The organism is Rhizorhabdus sp. P4_G5, assembly GCF_056401065.1.
Map to the genome: position 1 here is coordinate 50364 of NZ_JBFUKB010000005.1, position 14653 is coordinate 65016.

The 14653-nt window shown below is 64.0% G+C and carries 10 protein-coding genes; 8 read left to right on the plus strand and 2 right to left on the minus strand.

Going from position 1 to position 14653, the window contains the following annotated elements; all coding sequences use genetic code 11:
• Positions 1-85: 85 nt before the first annotated feature.
• Positions 86-2296 carry a TonB-dependent receptor gene (locus AC1DQK_RS10035; RefSeq protein WP_477869982.1) on the plus strand — a complete coding sequence of 737 codons (2211 nt, stop codon included), beginning with the start codon at positions 86-88 and terminating at the stop codon, positions 2294-2296.
• A gap of 81 nt (positions 2297-2377) precedes the next feature.
• Positions 2378-3640, plus strand: a complete 1263-nt coding sequence (locus tag AC1DQK_RS10040; RefSeq protein WP_477869984.1) for an MFS transporter — start codon at positions 2378-2380, stop codon at positions 3638-3640.
• 111 nt (positions 3641-3751) lie between these two features.
• Here the strand turns inward: AC1DQK_RS10040 and AC1DQK_RS10045 are convergent, their stop codons facing one another.
• Positions 3752-5221 carry a protein adenylyltransferase SelO gene (locus AC1DQK_RS10045; protein WP_477869986.1) on the minus strand — a complete coding sequence of 490 codons (1470 nt, stop codon included), beginning with the start codon at positions 5219-5221 and terminating at the stop codon, positions 3752-3754.
• 213 nt (positions 5222-5434) lie between these two features.
• Between AC1DQK_RS10045 and AC1DQK_RS10050 the strand changes: the two genes are divergently transcribed.
• Positions 5435-5656 (plus strand): hypothetical protein, encoded by a 222-nt coding sequence (locus AC1DQK_RS10050; protein WP_477869988.1) that lies wholly within the window; start codon positions 5435-5437, stop codon positions 5654-5656.
• Here AC1DQK_RS10050 and AC1DQK_RS10055 read toward each other — a convergent pair.
• On the minus strand, positions 5653-6633 hold the full coding sequence (locus tag AC1DQK_RS10055; RefSeq protein ID WP_477869990.1) for a YihY/virulence factor BrkB family protein: 981 nt from the start codon (positions 6631-6633) through the stop codon (positions 5653-5655). The genes AC1DQK_RS10050 and AC1DQK_RS10055 overlap by 4 nt on opposite strands.
• 857 nt (positions 6634-7490) lie before the next feature.
• Here AC1DQK_RS10055 and AC1DQK_RS10060 point away from each other — a divergent pair.
• The 5 genes from AC1DQK_RS10060 to AC1DQK_RS10080 all read left to right on the plus strand — a co-directional run bounded on the left by AC1DQK_RS10060 (position 7491) and on the right by AC1DQK_RS10080 (position 14646).
• On the plus strand, positions 7491-9002 hold the full coding sequence (locus AC1DQK_RS10060; RefSeq protein WP_477869992.1) for a PAS domain-containing sensor histidine kinase: 1512 nt from the start codon (positions 7491-7493) through the stop codon (positions 9000-9002).
• A complete protein-coding gene (locus AC1DQK_RS10065; protein ID WP_477869994.1) occupies positions 8995-9615 on the plus strand; it encodes a response regulator transcription factor in 621 nt (206 codons plus the stop codon). The genes AC1DQK_RS10060 and AC1DQK_RS10065 overlap by 8 nt, the downstream gene beginning before the upstream one ends.
• Before the next feature lie 580 nt (positions 9616-10195).
• Complete coding sequence (locus AC1DQK_RS10070; RefSeq protein ID WP_477869996.1) at positions 10196-12067, plus strand: methyl-accepting chemotaxis protein; 1872 nt, start codon at positions 10196-10198, stop codon at positions 12065-12067.
• 54 nt (positions 12068-12121) lie between these two features.
• Positions 12122-12406: an STAS domain-containing protein gene (locus AC1DQK_RS10075; RefSeq protein WP_477869998.1), complete on the plus strand. Its 285-nt coding sequence runs from the start codon at positions 12122-12124 to the stop codon at positions 12404-12406.
• Complete coding sequence (locus AC1DQK_RS10080; RefSeq protein WP_477870000.1) at positions 12403-14646, plus strand: chemotaxis protein CheA; 2244 nt, start codon at positions 12403-12405, stop codon at positions 14644-14646. The genes AC1DQK_RS10075 and AC1DQK_RS10080 overlap by 4 nt, the downstream gene beginning before the upstream one ends.
• Positions 14647-14653: the final 7 nt, after the last annotated feature.

Below are 14653 nucleotides of genomic sequence, written 5' to 3' on the forward strand. Positions count from 1 at the left end.
CGAATCCCCACCGGCTTGAGAAGCATTTTCCGGGGCCATAGTCATTGGCCGAAGCTTAAAAAAGCAAAATAAAGGGGAGAGAAACATGCGCCTGATCGACAGTCTGTCAGCAGCCTCAGCGGTGGCAGTGCTGGCACTTTCCAGCGTCGCTGCGGCCCAGCCGGTTTCCACGGCCGGCGCCGAGACTTCGGCAGGTTCCGAGGCGATCGGCGATATCGTCGTCACGGCGCAGCGCCGCGTCGAGAAGCAGAGCCAGGTTCCTTTCTCGATCACCGCCTTCACCACCGAAACGCTCGCCCGCACCGGCATCGCCGATGCCCGCTCGATGACCCAGATCACGCCGGGCCTGAACTTTCAATCGGTCGGCTCGTCGGCGCAGCCGGTGATCCGCGGCATCGGTTCGAGCGGCAGTTCGGTCGGCGACAGTTCGAACGTCGCCATCTATATCGACGGCGTCTATCAGCCGTTCCAGGCGGGTAATTTCCTGCGCTTCGTCGATCTTCAGCGGATCGAGGTGCTGAAGGGGCCGCAGGGAACGCTGTTCGGCCGCAACGCCGCCGGCGGCGCGATCAGCATCACCACGCGCGATCCCAAGCTGGGCGAGACCACCGGAAAGCTGGCGGTGAGCTATGGCCGCTTCGATGAATTCCAGGCCAATTTCTTCGCGTCCACGCCGTTGTCCGACACGGTCGCGGTCAGCCTCTCCGGCGACTATCTGACCAATGACGGCTTCCGCCGCGACATCTATCTGAACAAACGCCTGGGATATCTGCATTCGAAGAGTCTTCGCGGCAAGATGCTCTTCGAGCCGAACGACCAGCTGCGGGTCAAGTTGACGGGCTATTATAATCGGGCCAACGACCTGACGACCTTCGGCAACCAGCCGCTGAACGGCGATGCCCAGCTCCGCGCGACGGTGCCCGGCATCCTGATTGCGCGCAAGCCCAACACGTCAGCGCTCAACCTGGTGCCGATCAACCGGGTCACGACCTGGGGCGGCAGCACGCTCATCGAATATGATTTCGGCTTCGCGACGCTGACCTCGCTGAGCGCCTTCACGAAGGCGCGCCAGTTCGTCTTCACCGACTCCGACCTCACGCCGGCGGCCTTCTCCCAGTCGCGCATCGGTTTCGGCGACGACACCATTTCGCAGGATCTCACGCTCGTCTCCAACGGCACGGGCCCGCTGTCCTGGCTTGCCGGCGCCACCTATTATGAGGAGGACGGCTTCTTCCATCTTCGTTCCTTCGGCGGCCTCACCACCGACGGCAGACCTCCGCTGACGTCGGGCGTGAACGTGAACGACATCAAGATCACGGCCGTCGCGGTCTTCGGCGAGCTGACCTACAAGCTCAATGACCGGCTCACCATGATCGGCGGCCTGCGCTACAGCAAGGACAAGCCGAAATTCCGCGGTGCCCGCATCGTTCCGGCGACCGGACAGGAAAACCCGGCGACGCTAACCGCTGCCCGCGACAGTTTCGACAGCTTCACGCCGCGCCTGTCGCTGCGCTACGCGGTCACCCCGACGGTCAATGCCTATGCGAGCTACAGCAAGGGCTTCAAATCAGGGGTTTTCAACGCCAACGGCCTGCAGGGCGTGGCGGTCAAGCCGGAAACGGTGGATGCATTCGAAATCGGCATGAAGGGATCGCCCTCACGCGCGCTGAGCTTCGATGCGGCTTCCTATTTCTACAAGTACAAGAACCTGCAGGTCTCGGCCTTCGGCGCGACCGCGGTATCCCCGACGCTGCGCAACGCGGCCAAGGCCGAGATCTACGGCTTCGAAGCCAATGCCACGGTAGCGCCGGCGAAGGGGCTGTCGATCCGCGGCGGCGTCGCCTACACGCATGGCGAATATACCGAATTCGAGCGAGCGCAGGGTTTCCGGCCGACGACCAACGCGGCCGGGGTGCCGATCGGCGGGAACACCAGCTACATCATCGCCGATGCAAGCGGAAACCGCCTGGTCCGGACGCCGCGGCTGCAGCTCAACGGAACGATCGCCTATGAGACGATGGTCGCTGGCGGCGCCGGCCTGCTCTTCAACCTCACCGGCTCGTACACCGGGCGGATGAACCATGATATCGAGGGCAATATCCGCCAGCCGAGCTTCACGGTGTTCAACGCCAATGTCGCCTATACCACGGCCGATGAACGCTGGCGGGCCACCCTGTTCGGCAACAACATCTTCGACGAGAAATATATTGCCGGCATCCTGGTTTCGGGCATCGCCACCTCGGTGACCTACGCGAAGCCGGCCACCTATGGGGTGAAGCTCGAATATTTCTTCTGATCGCGGTGCAGGCCCGGCCGCGCGAGGGTCCGGGCCCGCATCCTGGCATCCCGGTATCGAACTGGAAACTCGGGAGAGAATATGCGCGGATCCGAACCGGAATGTCCTCAGCCGGCGGCCACAGCTGCCAAGGGCAGCGGGATATATCCCGGCTGGTATGCCGTCGGCCTCGGCTTCCTGCTGCAGCTGTTCGCTTCCGGCCCCATCTACTATGCCTATGGCAATTATTCCGCCGCCTTCGAACAAGAGTTCCAGGCGCCGCGCACGGTGATCAACTTCGCCTATTCGCTGGTCGTGCTGATCGGGGCGCTGGGTTCGGCACCGGTTGGCTGGCTTGCCGATCGCTGGCCGATCCGCAGGCTGGCGCTGATCGGCGTGGTCGGCACAGCCGTCGGGCTGGCGCTGGTCGGCGCGACCACCGCGATGTGGCAGATCGTGCTGCTGTTCGGCACGCTGATCGCCACGGCGGACATCTTCATCGGCAATGTGACCAGCAATTATCTGATCTCGCACTGGTTCGAACGCCGCCGCGGGCTGGCGCTGGGCCTCTCGATCATCGGCGCCTCGGTCGCAGCGATGGTCTTTCCGCCGTTGTCGAGCGCGCTGATCGACATGGCCGGCTGGCGCGCGACCTTCGCCATCTACGGGCTGGCGATGCTGTTGCTCATAGGGCCGATCTGGTTGTTCGCCACGGTGCCGCCGACCATGCCCGAGCGGGAGCGCAAGCTCCAGCCCGCCTTCCCGGTGGGGCGGAAGGTGATGGGCTTCCGCGCGCTCGGCGCCATCCCGGGCTTCTGGATCATCTCCGCCTGCTGCGGCACGATGATCGGCGTGAATGGCGCGATGATGATCTCGCTCGTACCCTATGCGATCGGGCGGGGCTTCACCAGTCTGGAAGGCGCCACGCTTGTATCCATGGTCGGCGGCGGAGCCCTCGCCGGCAAGCTTGCCTTCGGTCTGGTGGCGGATCGGGTCGACCTGCGCTGGGCGCAGCGTCTGGGCCTGTTGCTGATGGCGGCCGCGATGGTCCTGCTGATCGCCGAGGGCGGCTATGCGACCCTGGCCTGCGCCGCCATCATATTCGGCCTGGGACTTGGCGGCATGATGCCGGTATGGGCCGCGCTCGTCTCCCACATCTTCGGGCTCGCCAGCTGCGGCAGCGCGCTGGGCGGAACGCGGGCGGCGATGACCCCGCTGGCCATGGGCGGTCCGATGCTGGCCGGATGGGCATTTGACATGACCGGCGATTATCGCATGGCGTGGCAGGTTTTCCTGGCCGTGCTCCTTGCCGCCACCGCTCTCACCTTCATCCGCCGCGACTGGGCCCGATCGCTTTCGGAATAGCCAAGGCGGGCGCGGGCGAAGAATCTTTGCGCCCAGGCCGGCCGTTACGGCAGATGACGCATCGGAACCGCTGGTCTAGCTAGAGGCGCAGGGGCCAGGGCGGCTATGGCGTCACGTGCCGCAGAAAGTCGCTGCAACCCGCTCATGGGCCAGCGGCGGTTCGGCATAGCGTTCGAAGTCGGGCTGATCATCATAGGGGCGGGATGTGACGGACAGCAGTTCCTCGAATGGCGCGAAATCCTCATCGTCCACCGCAGCGTTTATCATCGCCTCGACATGGTGGTTGCGCGGGATGAAGGCCGGATTGACGGAGTTCATCGCCGCGCGGCGCTCAGCCGCATCCAGCGGCTCGTCGGCCAGGCGCCTCTGCCAGCGTAGCGCCCAGCCGTCATAGGTGGTCGGATCGACGAAGAGCGAGCGGATCGGCTCGCCATCGCCCAGGACGGCGTCGCCCAATCGGCGGAAGAACAGGGTGAAGTCGACCTGGTTCTCCGTCATGGCGCCGAGGATGGCGCTGATAAGATCTACGTCGTCCTCGTGCCTGCCCGACAGGCCGAGCTTGCGCATCAGGCCGCTGTGATAGGCCGCCTCGAAGGCCGGCGCGAACGTCGTCAGCGCCTCCTGCGCGTCGGCGAGCGCCGCGTCTTCATCGTCGGCGAGCAGCGGTAGCACCGCCTCTGCCAGCCGCGCGAGGTTCCAGTGGGCGATGCGCGGCTGGTTGCCATAGGCATAGCGCCCCATCCGGTCGATCGAGCTGAACACCGTCGCCGGATCATAATGGTCCATGAAGGCGCAGGGGCCATAGTCGATCGTCTCGCCCGAAATCGCCATATTGTCGGTATTCATCACGCCATGGATGAACCCGACCAGCAGCCAGCGCGCAACCAGATCCGCCTGAGCGGCGATCACCGCGTCCAGAAAGGCGCGATAGGGCCGGGCTGCTGCGGCTGCCGCCGGATAATGCCGCGATATGGCATGATCGGCGAGCAGACCAAGCGCCTCCCGGTCGCCGCGGGCCGCGAAGAACTGGAAGGTTCCGACCCTGATATGGCTGGCTGCGACGCGCGTGAGGACCGCGCCCGGCAGCATGGTGTCGCGCATGACGGGTTCCCCGGTGGTCACGGCTGCGAGGGCGCGCGTGGTGGGGATGCCTAGCGCGGCCATAGCTTCGCTGACGAGATATTCGCGCAGCACCGGGCCCAGCACGGCGCGTCCGTCGCCCGAGCGGGAGAAGGGCGTCCGCCCGGCGCCCTTGAGCTGAATATCACGTCGCCTGCCCTGGGTGTCGACCACTTCCCCAAGCAGGATCGCGCGCCCGTCGCCAAGCTGTGGCACGAAACTGCCGAACTGGTGCCCGGCATAGGCCAGCGCGATCGGGTCGGAGCCGTCCGCAATCTCTCGTCCCGACAGGATTTCCAGGCCGTCCGGCCGGCGCAGCCATGCGGCGTCGATGCCGAGCTCGCCGGCGAGCGCATCGTTGACCCGCACCAGCGCCGGCGCCGGGGCCCTGGCGGGCGCTACGCGGGCGAAGAAGCGGTCGGGCAGGCGCGCATAGCTATTGTCGAAGGGAATGGGCATCATCTTGTAACTCCCTTGCGACGGTCGAAGTTCATCGGCTCTAGAGCGATTTCACCTCGGGTGGAATCACCAATGGCCCGGAGAGCCGCGGGGATACCGCCAGCCCGATTCCGCTGGAATGAGGGCGGCTAGAGGATTTTTCGGTACATATTTCCACCCAGGTAAATGACCTGCACGTGCAGCGGCGGCAAAGTGCTCGGCGATCGGAGACTTTCCATGACTCACGGTGATCGCGAATATCATGTTCGACGCGCCAGAGCGGAGTTGGACATGGCGCATCGAGCGTCGAGCAGTGTCGCTGCTGACGCCCATATGAAGCTGTCGATGCTGCACATGGAAAAAGCCCGCCACGGCAGCGGACGCAGCGATGCGGTGACCGGTCGATATTGGTCGGGTCGCCCGGTTCGGCAGCACGGCGTGCGCTTGCGCGGTCTTTAGTTCGTAGCGCGCGTGTCGAGCGCGGCGCTCATGTCGGCCATCGTCGCGCCGCGTTCGCCCAGTGGCTGCGGCGGGCCCACGGTACTGTCGACGCAGGTCTGCCGTTCCGCTTCTGCGTTCACCAGCGCGCCGACCAGGATTGCGTAGGCCGAGAGGTACAGCCACATCAGCAGCACCACGATCGCGCTGAGCGATCCATAGGTCACGTCATAGCCGCCGAACCGGGATGCGTAGAAGCCAAAGCCGATCGTCACCAGCAGCCAGGAGATCGTCGCCAGCACGGCTCCCACGCTGAGCCAGCGCCAGCGCGCATCCTCTCGATCCGGCGCGAAGCGATACATTGCCGCGATCGTCGCGCTGGCCAGCAGGCCGGCCAGCACCCAGGTGGCCATCCGGACCAAGGTGGCGCCGATCGCGCTCAGCCCGCCGATGAGGTCCTCGACGAAACCCAGCACCGAGGCAGACAGCACGCCGACGATTCCGATCAGGATGGCGCAGACGATCATGAGCGTAGCGATCCCGGTGCTCCGCAGGATCCCGCGACGGTCCTCCTGTTCGTAGATCACGTTGAGCGCACTCATCATCCCGCCCGCCGCGCGGCTCGCGCCGAAGATCGAGACCGCCATGGCGAGCCCGAGCCCGAGGCCTTTCTTGCTGGCGGCCGCGGTGGTCAGCGAGAGGAGTTGATCGTAGATCAGCTTCGCGGCCTCGGCGGGAACCAGATCGATGATCATCCGCATGTGCTTGGCGACTGTGGACGGGTCGGCAATCAGGCCATAGGTCATAACCAGCGCGCCGAGCAGCGGCACGAAGGACAGGAAGCCATAGAAGGCTACTCCGCCGGCCATCAGTCCGATGTTATGCCGACCGCTATTGATCCACACTCGCCCGAGTATCGCGCGCCAGGCGGGCCAGCCTAATACGCCGGGGCTGCTGGCGGTCGCGCCGAGATCGTCCTGATCCTCCGTGGCTGTCATGTCGCGTGCTCCCGCATATTCAAACGCGTGAGTTGCTCAAAAGTCAGGGAAATTTTCGCGGAAAGGGATCGGGCCTCTGCTGTCCGGAGAAGCCTCCTCTTTTCGGCGGCTCCAAGGATAACCGATCCCGATCAGACAGATGGGATCGCAGACCATGGCACGGCTATTGCGCGGTGCGGTACACCGCCCGGTGTGAAGGGAATGCCCTGACGAGCCGGTCTTTTAGCCATAGTTCGGACGGGTGACGGTCGTGGCGACGCTCCGCGGCCTGGATCGCGTCCGCATCGTTCGCTGCGCTGATCGAGGCGCAGTCCTCGATATGGAGGCCCATGCAGTCCATGATGTAAACCCGGTAAGCTCCCACTTGACCCACTCCCCGATACTGACGCTCATCAACATGCCGAGGCTGAGTGATGTTGGATCCGCCCCGTCATGACAAGTATCGAATAATACCAACGTAGATTCACTTGCTCCGACATGCGCTGTCTGAGTCGAGGGTGTAGGGGAGATTGTTTCTATCCAAATTGGATTAAACTCAGCGGCGCATATGGGGAAATGGCAGCTCGAATCGCCTCTGAAAAGATATAGAGAACAGCGATCATTGCACAGGAGAAGGAGAAAAGTTTACTGCGGTGCAGCGAAGATGGTCGTGGACAATGTAATCCGGAAAACAAATTGGCCGAAGGGTGCGAGCCTAAGTTCTTTGCATATTATAGGGGAAACTACGTAATCTTTGCAATATAAGTAAATGTCTAGTATCTGTTTGCAGCTGGAAGAGTGGTAGCGCGACACGCGGTAAGAGATCGCTGTGCAATCATCGCACAGCGAGGGGGCGGCCTTTGAACGTCGAAGCGAGTATGTTGGGGTATGAGTCGGCGGAAGCCGCGGTCACTGCGTTGCAGATGGGGGCCGCTTCCGATCTTGAGACTATCGGCTTTTTCGCCTGGGATCTGTGCGCCGCAGAGGTGAGACTTTCGGCCGGTGCTGCGAACATGCTGGAGCTTCCCGCCGGGCTCAGTCGCTTCGACATCGCCGCTTTCCGCCGCCTGCCACTGACCGCCAAGGCGAAGCATCTTCGCAAGCTGCGGCGCTGCCTGCGCGAGGGTGAGCCGCAGATCGGCATTTCCTCGATATTCGTGCGCCGTGACGGCGATCGCCGGCATCTCCGTGCCTCTCTTCGCCCGCTGCTCGAAGGCGGCGAATTACGACAGCTTGTCGGTGCGCTGATCGACCAGACCGACAAACGACGCGGCGAAGCCGAGCTTCGCGCGACGATGTCGACCGTCCCCAGCGCGATGATCGTGATCGACGAGTTCGGCAAGATCCGTGGATTCAGCGCCGCCGCCGAACGAATGTTCGGCCGGGTGCAGTCGGAAACGATCGGTCAGCCCATCGAGATTCTCATGCCGGAGCCCTATCGCTCGGAACATGCAGGTTATCTTCTGCGCTACCTCAAGACCAACGAAGCGCGGATCATGGGCCAATCGCGGATCATGTACGGGGTCCGGGCCGATGGCACCGAATTCCCGATCGAATTGTGGGTAGGCGACGCGTCCACCGACAGCGAGCGGCTGTTCACCGGATTCATCCGCGATCACACGCAGCGGTTCGAAACCGAGGCCAAGCTGCAGTTGTTGCAGAATGATCTGATCCATGTCGCCCGGTTGAGCGCCGTCGGCGAGTTGAGCATGGCGCTGGCTCATGAGCTCAACCAGCCGCTAAGCGCGGTGGTGAACCAGCTTTCGACCGCGGAATTCCTGGTGCAATCGGGGGACCCCGCACATCACCAGCGGCTGCTGGAGGCGATCAAGAAAGCCAGCGACCAGTCCATGCGGGCCGGTGCCATCGTCAAACGGCTCCGCTCCTTCGTCGAGAAGGGAGAAGCGGACAAGCGGATCGAGCCCGTGGCCGCGATCGTGAACGAAGCGACGGCGCTCCTGTCGAGCGCCGTTCGGCAGAAGGGCATATCGCTCAAGATCAAGATCGACGAGCCGCAAGCCGCGGTGCTGGCGGATCGCGTGCAGATCCAGCAGGTGCTGTTCAATCTCCTGCGCAATGCCGTCGAAGCGCTCGAGCAGCCGGGAACGGCGAGGCCGGCGATCTCGTTGACGGTGCGGCGGCTGCCCAACGGATTCAACGAGATTGCCGTCGAAGATAATGGCCCTGGCATCACAGCGGAGCGAGCTGCCGAGATCTTCAAGCCCTTCTCCACCGAAAAGCTCGGGGGCATGGGCGTCGGCCTGTCGATCAGCAAACGCATCATGGAAGCGCATGGCGGCCAGCTCCTCTACACAGCTGCGGTGGAGAGGGGCGCCCGGTTCGCATTGATCCTTCCAGTAGCGGTGAACGAGGAGGGAAGGGATGGCTGACCCAGCCTGTGTGTACATCATCGACGATGACGACGATCTTCGCGAGTCGCTCGTCGACCTGCTGTCGACCCGGACGCCGTGGAAGCTGAAGGCATATTCCGACGGCCCTTCGTGGCTCGAGGAGGAGCGGTCGGCGGCACCAGGTTGCGTGCTGCTCGATTTCAGCATGCCGGTGATGACCGGCATGCAGGTCTTGCAGGAGATGCAGAGGCGAAAATCGCCCCATCAGGTCGTGATGCTGACCGGCGAGGGCAATATCGCCCTGGCCGTGGAAGCGATGCGCAATGGGGCGACCGATTTTATCGAGAAGCCGGTGCTGTTCGAACAACTCGAGAGCGCGATCGTTGATGCGATCGAGCGGCTGAGCAGCAGCGCCGAGAGCCGTGCCCGGACGGCAGAGGCCGAAGCCAAGGTCGCCCGCCTCAAGCCGCGCGAACAGGACGTGATGATGGGCCTTGTCGAAGGACATCCCAACAAGATGATCGCGTACAAGCTCGGCCTGAGCGTGCGGACTGTCGAGCTTTACCGCGCGGCGCTCATGGACCGGCTGGCGGTGGATAGTGTCGCCGATATCCTGAAGATCGCATTCGCGGCCAAGCTGATCAACGGTTAGGCAGCTCCAGCTTGCGCCTCTGTTCAGGCGCTGCGCCAGTTTCGCCGAAGCGAATCAGCAGGCTCACCGAGCGAGGGGCGGGATCGCGGCGATTGTGGAGGCACCCGACAGCCTCTCTCGGGCGGGGCGGTGCTGCGATTGCCTGGCACGTCCGCTCTCGTCGGTTCCACGCGCTCGACAGCAAGTTCTCCCAAATAAAACAGGAGGGTGGGTGGTCGAGGCTGGCGAAATCGCCGTGCGATATCAGTTGGTAAAAATTGGTGGTAAAAATCCCGGGCCCATACTTAGCCTCTTGTTAACCTCGAGGTCCTAGCAAACTGCGCATAGTCATGTCGCAGGCGGCACACGATGCATTATCAGAACGGCTCGATCGAAACGAGCGAAGCGGCATCCTTTTCAACGCCATCGCCCGCAGCTGCGGGCAGGCGAGGTGTCGCGTTTTCGTTCGTCTGCCGGCCAGAACGCCGCAATCCATCCCGAATACCGGGCAAGGTCCCTTTGCGCGTCTCACTCCGAAGTCGCAGCGCACGTCCATTGGATCGAGTTTATTCCTGATTTTTCGTCATTCGAGGAAATACCGATGTTCAACCTCAGCAACTTTTCCATCTCTCAAAAGATCGCTCTGGTCGTCGGCCTGCTGGCAGCTTTCGCCCTTGGCATCACTGGCCTCGCGACAGCCCGCTTCATCAAGATGGACACGTCCTACGGCCAGCTGACCAACCATGTTCAGCCGTCGGTGCAGCGCATGACGCGGTCGCTTCGGCAAGCGGTGGACATGGTTTATGGCGGCTATCGGGTGATGGCCTATCCCGGCACCAGCCAGGAAGCTCGCAGCGCCGCGGAACAGGCGCGAAAGAGTGGAGAGTCTGCCGTCGCGACACTCGACGAGGCCGTTAAGTTCAACCCGGATATCTCGGATGAGGCCCTGCCCATCCGCGCCGCGATGACGGAAGTCGCGCAGGCGAACGAGGCAGCCATCGGCCTTGGGCTCGCCGATCGCAAGGATGAAGCGCGGATCGCGTTGTCCAACGTCGATCGCGATATGGAGGCCCTTTCGAAAACCGTGGTGGCGCTCAACGACCAGTTGGGCAAGACCGCTACGGACGAAGCCGCCGCCCTCTCGGCCGATACTGCTTCCACGATCAAGTTGATCGTCTCCAGCGGTATCATTGGCGTCATCCTCAGCATGGTTGCCGGATTGATGATCGCGCGCCGCGGGATTTCGGCGCCGATTGGAGCCTTGGCGAGCCGCATGACCGCGCTTTCCGAGGGCGATGCCCAGTCGGAGATTCCCGGCATCGATCGTGGCGACGAACTTGGCGGGATGGCGGCGGCCGTCCAGCAGTTCCGCGATGCGGCGATCGCCAAGAGCAAGTCGGATGCGGACAAGGTGCGATCCGACGCAGAGCAGCAGTTGGTGGTCGACCAACTCGCCAATAGTCTCGCCAAGCTTTCCGAAGGCGACCTGACCACCTCGCTGAGCGGTTTTCCAAACGGCTATGCGAAGCTCGAGCATGATTTCAACGCAGCGGTCCAGGGGTTGCGCACTGCGATGCTCACGATTTCGTCGAGCAGCGGCGGCATCCGCACCGGCGCCGGCGAGGTCGACCAGGCCTCGGGTGACCTGTCCCGGCGCACCGAGCGCCAGGCGGCGAGCCTCGAAGAAACCGCTGCTGCGATGAACCAGATCAATGCAACCGTGAAGGAAACTGCAGAGAGCGCAACCAAGGCCAATGCGGCGGTCGCCCTGGCTAAGGTCGACGCCGACAAGAGCGGAGCCGTCGTCCAGGAGACCATCGAGGCCATGAACGGCATCGAGCGCGGCTCGCAGGAAATCGCTGCCATCATCACCGTCATCGATGGAATTGCTTTCCAGACGAATTTGCTGGCGCTGAACGCCGGCGTGGAAGCGGCGCGGGCGGGCGATGCCGGCAAGGGCTTCGCGGTGGTCGCATCCGAGGTCCGGGCGCTGGCGCAGCGCGCGGCAGAAGCGGCGAAGGACGTCAAAGCCCGCATCATGGCGAGTTCCAGTCAAGTGGAAAGCGGCGTCAGGCTGGTCGGTGAAACCGGCAAGTCGCTGGAGCGGATCTCCGAGCGCGTCAACGAGGTGAGCAGCCTGGTCAGCGACATCGCGACCGCGGCACAGGAGCAGTCTGCCAGCCTCCAGCAGGTCAATACCGCCATCACCGAGATGGACAGCGTGACCCAGCGCAACGCCGCGATGGTCGAGGAATGCGCGGCTGCCGCGCGGAGCCTTGCCACCGAAGCCGAACAGCTCGTCACCCAGGTTTCGCGCTTCGACGTCGGCAGCGGCGCCAGGATCGAGCCGATGCGCGGCGAAGCCCACCAGGCTCCGAGCCCGGTAGCGGCCCGTATCGTCCGCAGCGCTCCGGCCTCACGTGGCAACGCGGCTCTCGCGATCGCGCCGGAAGACGACTGGAACGAGTTCTGAGGACCAGTTTGAACCGTCCGACACGATAGAAGCCCTGTGCATGGAGCGTCTCGCATGACCCGCATTACCCTTACCCCGATCATGGATCGCAGTGCGGTCAAGGCTCATCTCGATGAATTGAAGGCGGCCTTCGCCGAAGCGGGGTCCATCGAGATCGCCTGCGAGGCGGTCGAGCAGATCGGCCTGGCCGGGCTTCAACTCCTCGCCAGTGCCGTCCGCACCGGCCGGGAACGCGGCACCGGCGTGGTTCTGGCGGGCGTCGGCGACACGCTCGCCGCGACCCTGAAGCTGGCCGGCATGAAGCAGATCCTCCTCCCCGCAGACGGAGCAACGTCATGAAAATCGAAGAGATTCAGGACATCTTCTTCCAGGAATGCGCCGAAGGGCTGGTGCAGGCGGAAGAAGGTCTGCTGGCGCTGCAGTCGGGCTCGCACGATTCCGAGACGATCAACACGATCTTCCGGGCGGTTCACTCGATCAAGGGCGGTTCTGGCGCCTTCGGCTTCACCGCGCTTCAGCATTTCACGCATCATTTCGAAACGCTGCTCGATCAGGTCCGCAGCGGCGACCACGCGATGACGCCGGGCCTGGTCTCGGTGCTGCTCGCTGGCTTCGATATGCTTTCCGACCATGTCGCGGCGATCGGCGGGGAGGCTCCGACGCCGGACGATGCCGATGTGCTGAAGCGTCTCCAGGACGTGTCATCGGGTACGCCGGCAGTGGAGGAAGGCGCCTCGCCGGTCGAGGAAGCGAAAGACGATGCCGGCCTCGATTTCGATATCGCCGGCCTGATGGACGAGCTCGACGATGGCGCGGCCCCCGCCGCGGATTGGGAGAAGGGCGCGATAGAGGAAGCGCCGGAGTCCGCCTCTGCCGAGTCGACGCTGTTCATTCGCCCGTCGCGCGGCGCAATGGCCCATGGCGGCGAACCGCTGCTGCTGATCCGCGAGCTGGTTGATCTCGGCGCTAGCGTGCGCGACGTCGATTGCTCGGCGCTGCCCACGATCGATCAGTTCGATCCCGAGGAATGCTATCTCGGATGGCATGTCGACCTTCCCGACGCGATCAAGCGTGCCACCATCGACGAAATCTTCGAATTCGTTGCGGAAGACTGCCTGCTGGTCTTCGACGGCGTCGATCTCGGCTCCGTAGCGGCCCCATTGCCCGTCGAGCCGGCTGTCGCCGCGGCGCCGAAGGTGGCTGAGCCCGTCAAACCCGCACCGGTTGCCGTCGTGCCAATCCCGACGGCGGAGCCCCTTGGCGCGTCCGTCGCCACCACCGTGCCCGTGCCCGTGCCCGTGCCCGTGCCCGTGCCCGTGCCCGTCCCTGTCGCCGCGGCCGAGCCGGTGCCGGCCCCCGAGGATAAGGGAGCCAGCGCACCAGTTGGCGTGACCCAGACGATCCGCGTCGATCTCGAGAAACTCGACCGGCTGGTCAATCTGGTCGGCGAACTTGTCATCACCCAGTCGATGCTCGCCCAGCGCCTGCTCAACTGCGGCCTCGCCCAGATCACCGAGCTGAGCGACCTCGATCATTTGACCCGCGAACTGCAGGACAGCGCGATGGCGATCCGCGCGCAGCCGATCCGATCGGTGTTCAGCCGCGTGCCGCGGATCGTGCGCGAACTCCAGGCCAGCACCGGCAAGCGCGTCCAGCTGGACGTGGAGGGCGAGGGCACCGAACTCGACAAGACCGTTGTCGAGCGGATCGGCGAACCGCTGACCCACCTGATCCGCAACGCGATCGACCACGGCCTCGAAAGGCCCGAGGATCGCATTGCCGCGGGCAAGGATCCGCAGGGCCGGGTGCGATTGTCGGCCGAGCACCGCTCCGGCCGCATCATGATTTCCGTGTCGGACGACGGCCGCGGCATCGACCGTGAGCGCGTTCTCGGCAAGGCCATCGAACGCGGGCTGGTTTCGCCTGACGCGCGGCTGAGCGACGAGGAGATCGACAATCTTATCTTCGCCGCGGGCTTCTCGACCGCCGAGTCGGTTTCGAACATCTCCGGGCGGGGCGTCGGGATGGATGTGGTGCGCCGCAACGTCCAGGCGCTCGGCGGACGCATCAGCATCTCGTCGCGGCCTGGCGAAGGCTCGACCTTCACCATGTCGCTGCCGCTGACGCTCGCGATCCTTGACGGCATGATCGTCTCGGTCGGCGAGGAGACCTATGTGATCCCGCTGACCCACATCATCGAAAGCCTTCGCCCCGAACAGGATCATGTGAAGATGATGGGGCACAGCCAGCCGATGCTGAATGTGCGGGGTACCTGGTTGCCGGTACAGTCGGTGGCGGAGGGCCTCTCCATATCGGGCGCCAAGACCGATCCGTCGGATGCGGTGCTGATCGTCGTCGAGTCCGAAGCGACCGGCCAGGCGGTGCTGATGGTCGATGAGATTCGCGATCAGCGCCAGGTCGTCATCAAGAGCCTGGAGTCCAATTATCGCCAGATCGAAGGTGTCGCGGGTGCGACGATCCTCGGCGACGGCCGTGTCGCCCTCATCCTGGATGTCGAGGCGATCACCAGCGCTTCGCGTCCGCAGATCGAGCGCTCGCCGCTTCGCGCCGTGAAGTGAGCTGACA

Excerpts from the sequence above, each read along its gene's own strand:
- AC1DQK_RS10055 (WP_477869990.1), bottom strand. The coding sequence starts at position 6,633 with ATGACAGCCACGGAGGATCAGGACGATCTCGGCGCGACCGCCAGCAGC.
- AC1DQK_RS10035 (WP_477869982.1), top strand. The coding sequence starts at position 86 with ATGCGCCTGATCGACAGTCTGTCAGCAGCCTCAGCGGTGGCAGTGCTG.
- AC1DQK_RS10050 (WP_477869988.1), top strand. The coding sequence starts at position 5,435 with ATGACTCACGGTGATCGCGAATATCATGTTCGACGCGCCAGAGCGGAG.
- AC1DQK_RS10070 (WP_477869996.1), top strand. The coding sequence starts at position 10,196 with ATGTTCAACCTCAGCAACTTTTCCATCTCTCAAAAGATCGCTCTGGTC.
- AC1DQK_RS10075 (WP_477869998.1), top strand. The coding sequence starts at position 12,122 with ATGACCCGCATTACCCTTACCCCGATCATGGATCGCAGTGCGGTCAAG.
- AC1DQK_RS10040 (WP_477869984.1), top strand. The coding sequence starts at position 2,378 with ATGCGCGGATCCGAACCGGAATGTCCTCAGCCGGCGGCCACAGCTGCC.
- AC1DQK_RS10045 (WP_477869986.1), bottom strand. The coding sequence starts at position 5,221 with ATGATGCCCATTCCCTTCGACAATAGCTATGCGCGCCTGCCCGACCGC.
- AC1DQK_RS10080 (WP_477870000.1), top strand. The coding sequence starts at position 12,403 with ATGAAAATCGAAGAGATTCAGGACATCTTCTTCCAGGAATGCGCCGAA.
- AC1DQK_RS10065 (WP_477869994.1), top strand. The coding sequence starts at position 8,995 with ATGGCTGACCCAGCCTGTGTGTACATCATCGACGATGACGACGATCTT.
- AC1DQK_RS10060 (WP_477869992.1), top strand. The coding sequence starts at position 7,491 with ATGTTGGGGTATGAGTCGGCGGAAGCCGCGGTCACTGCGTTGCAGATG.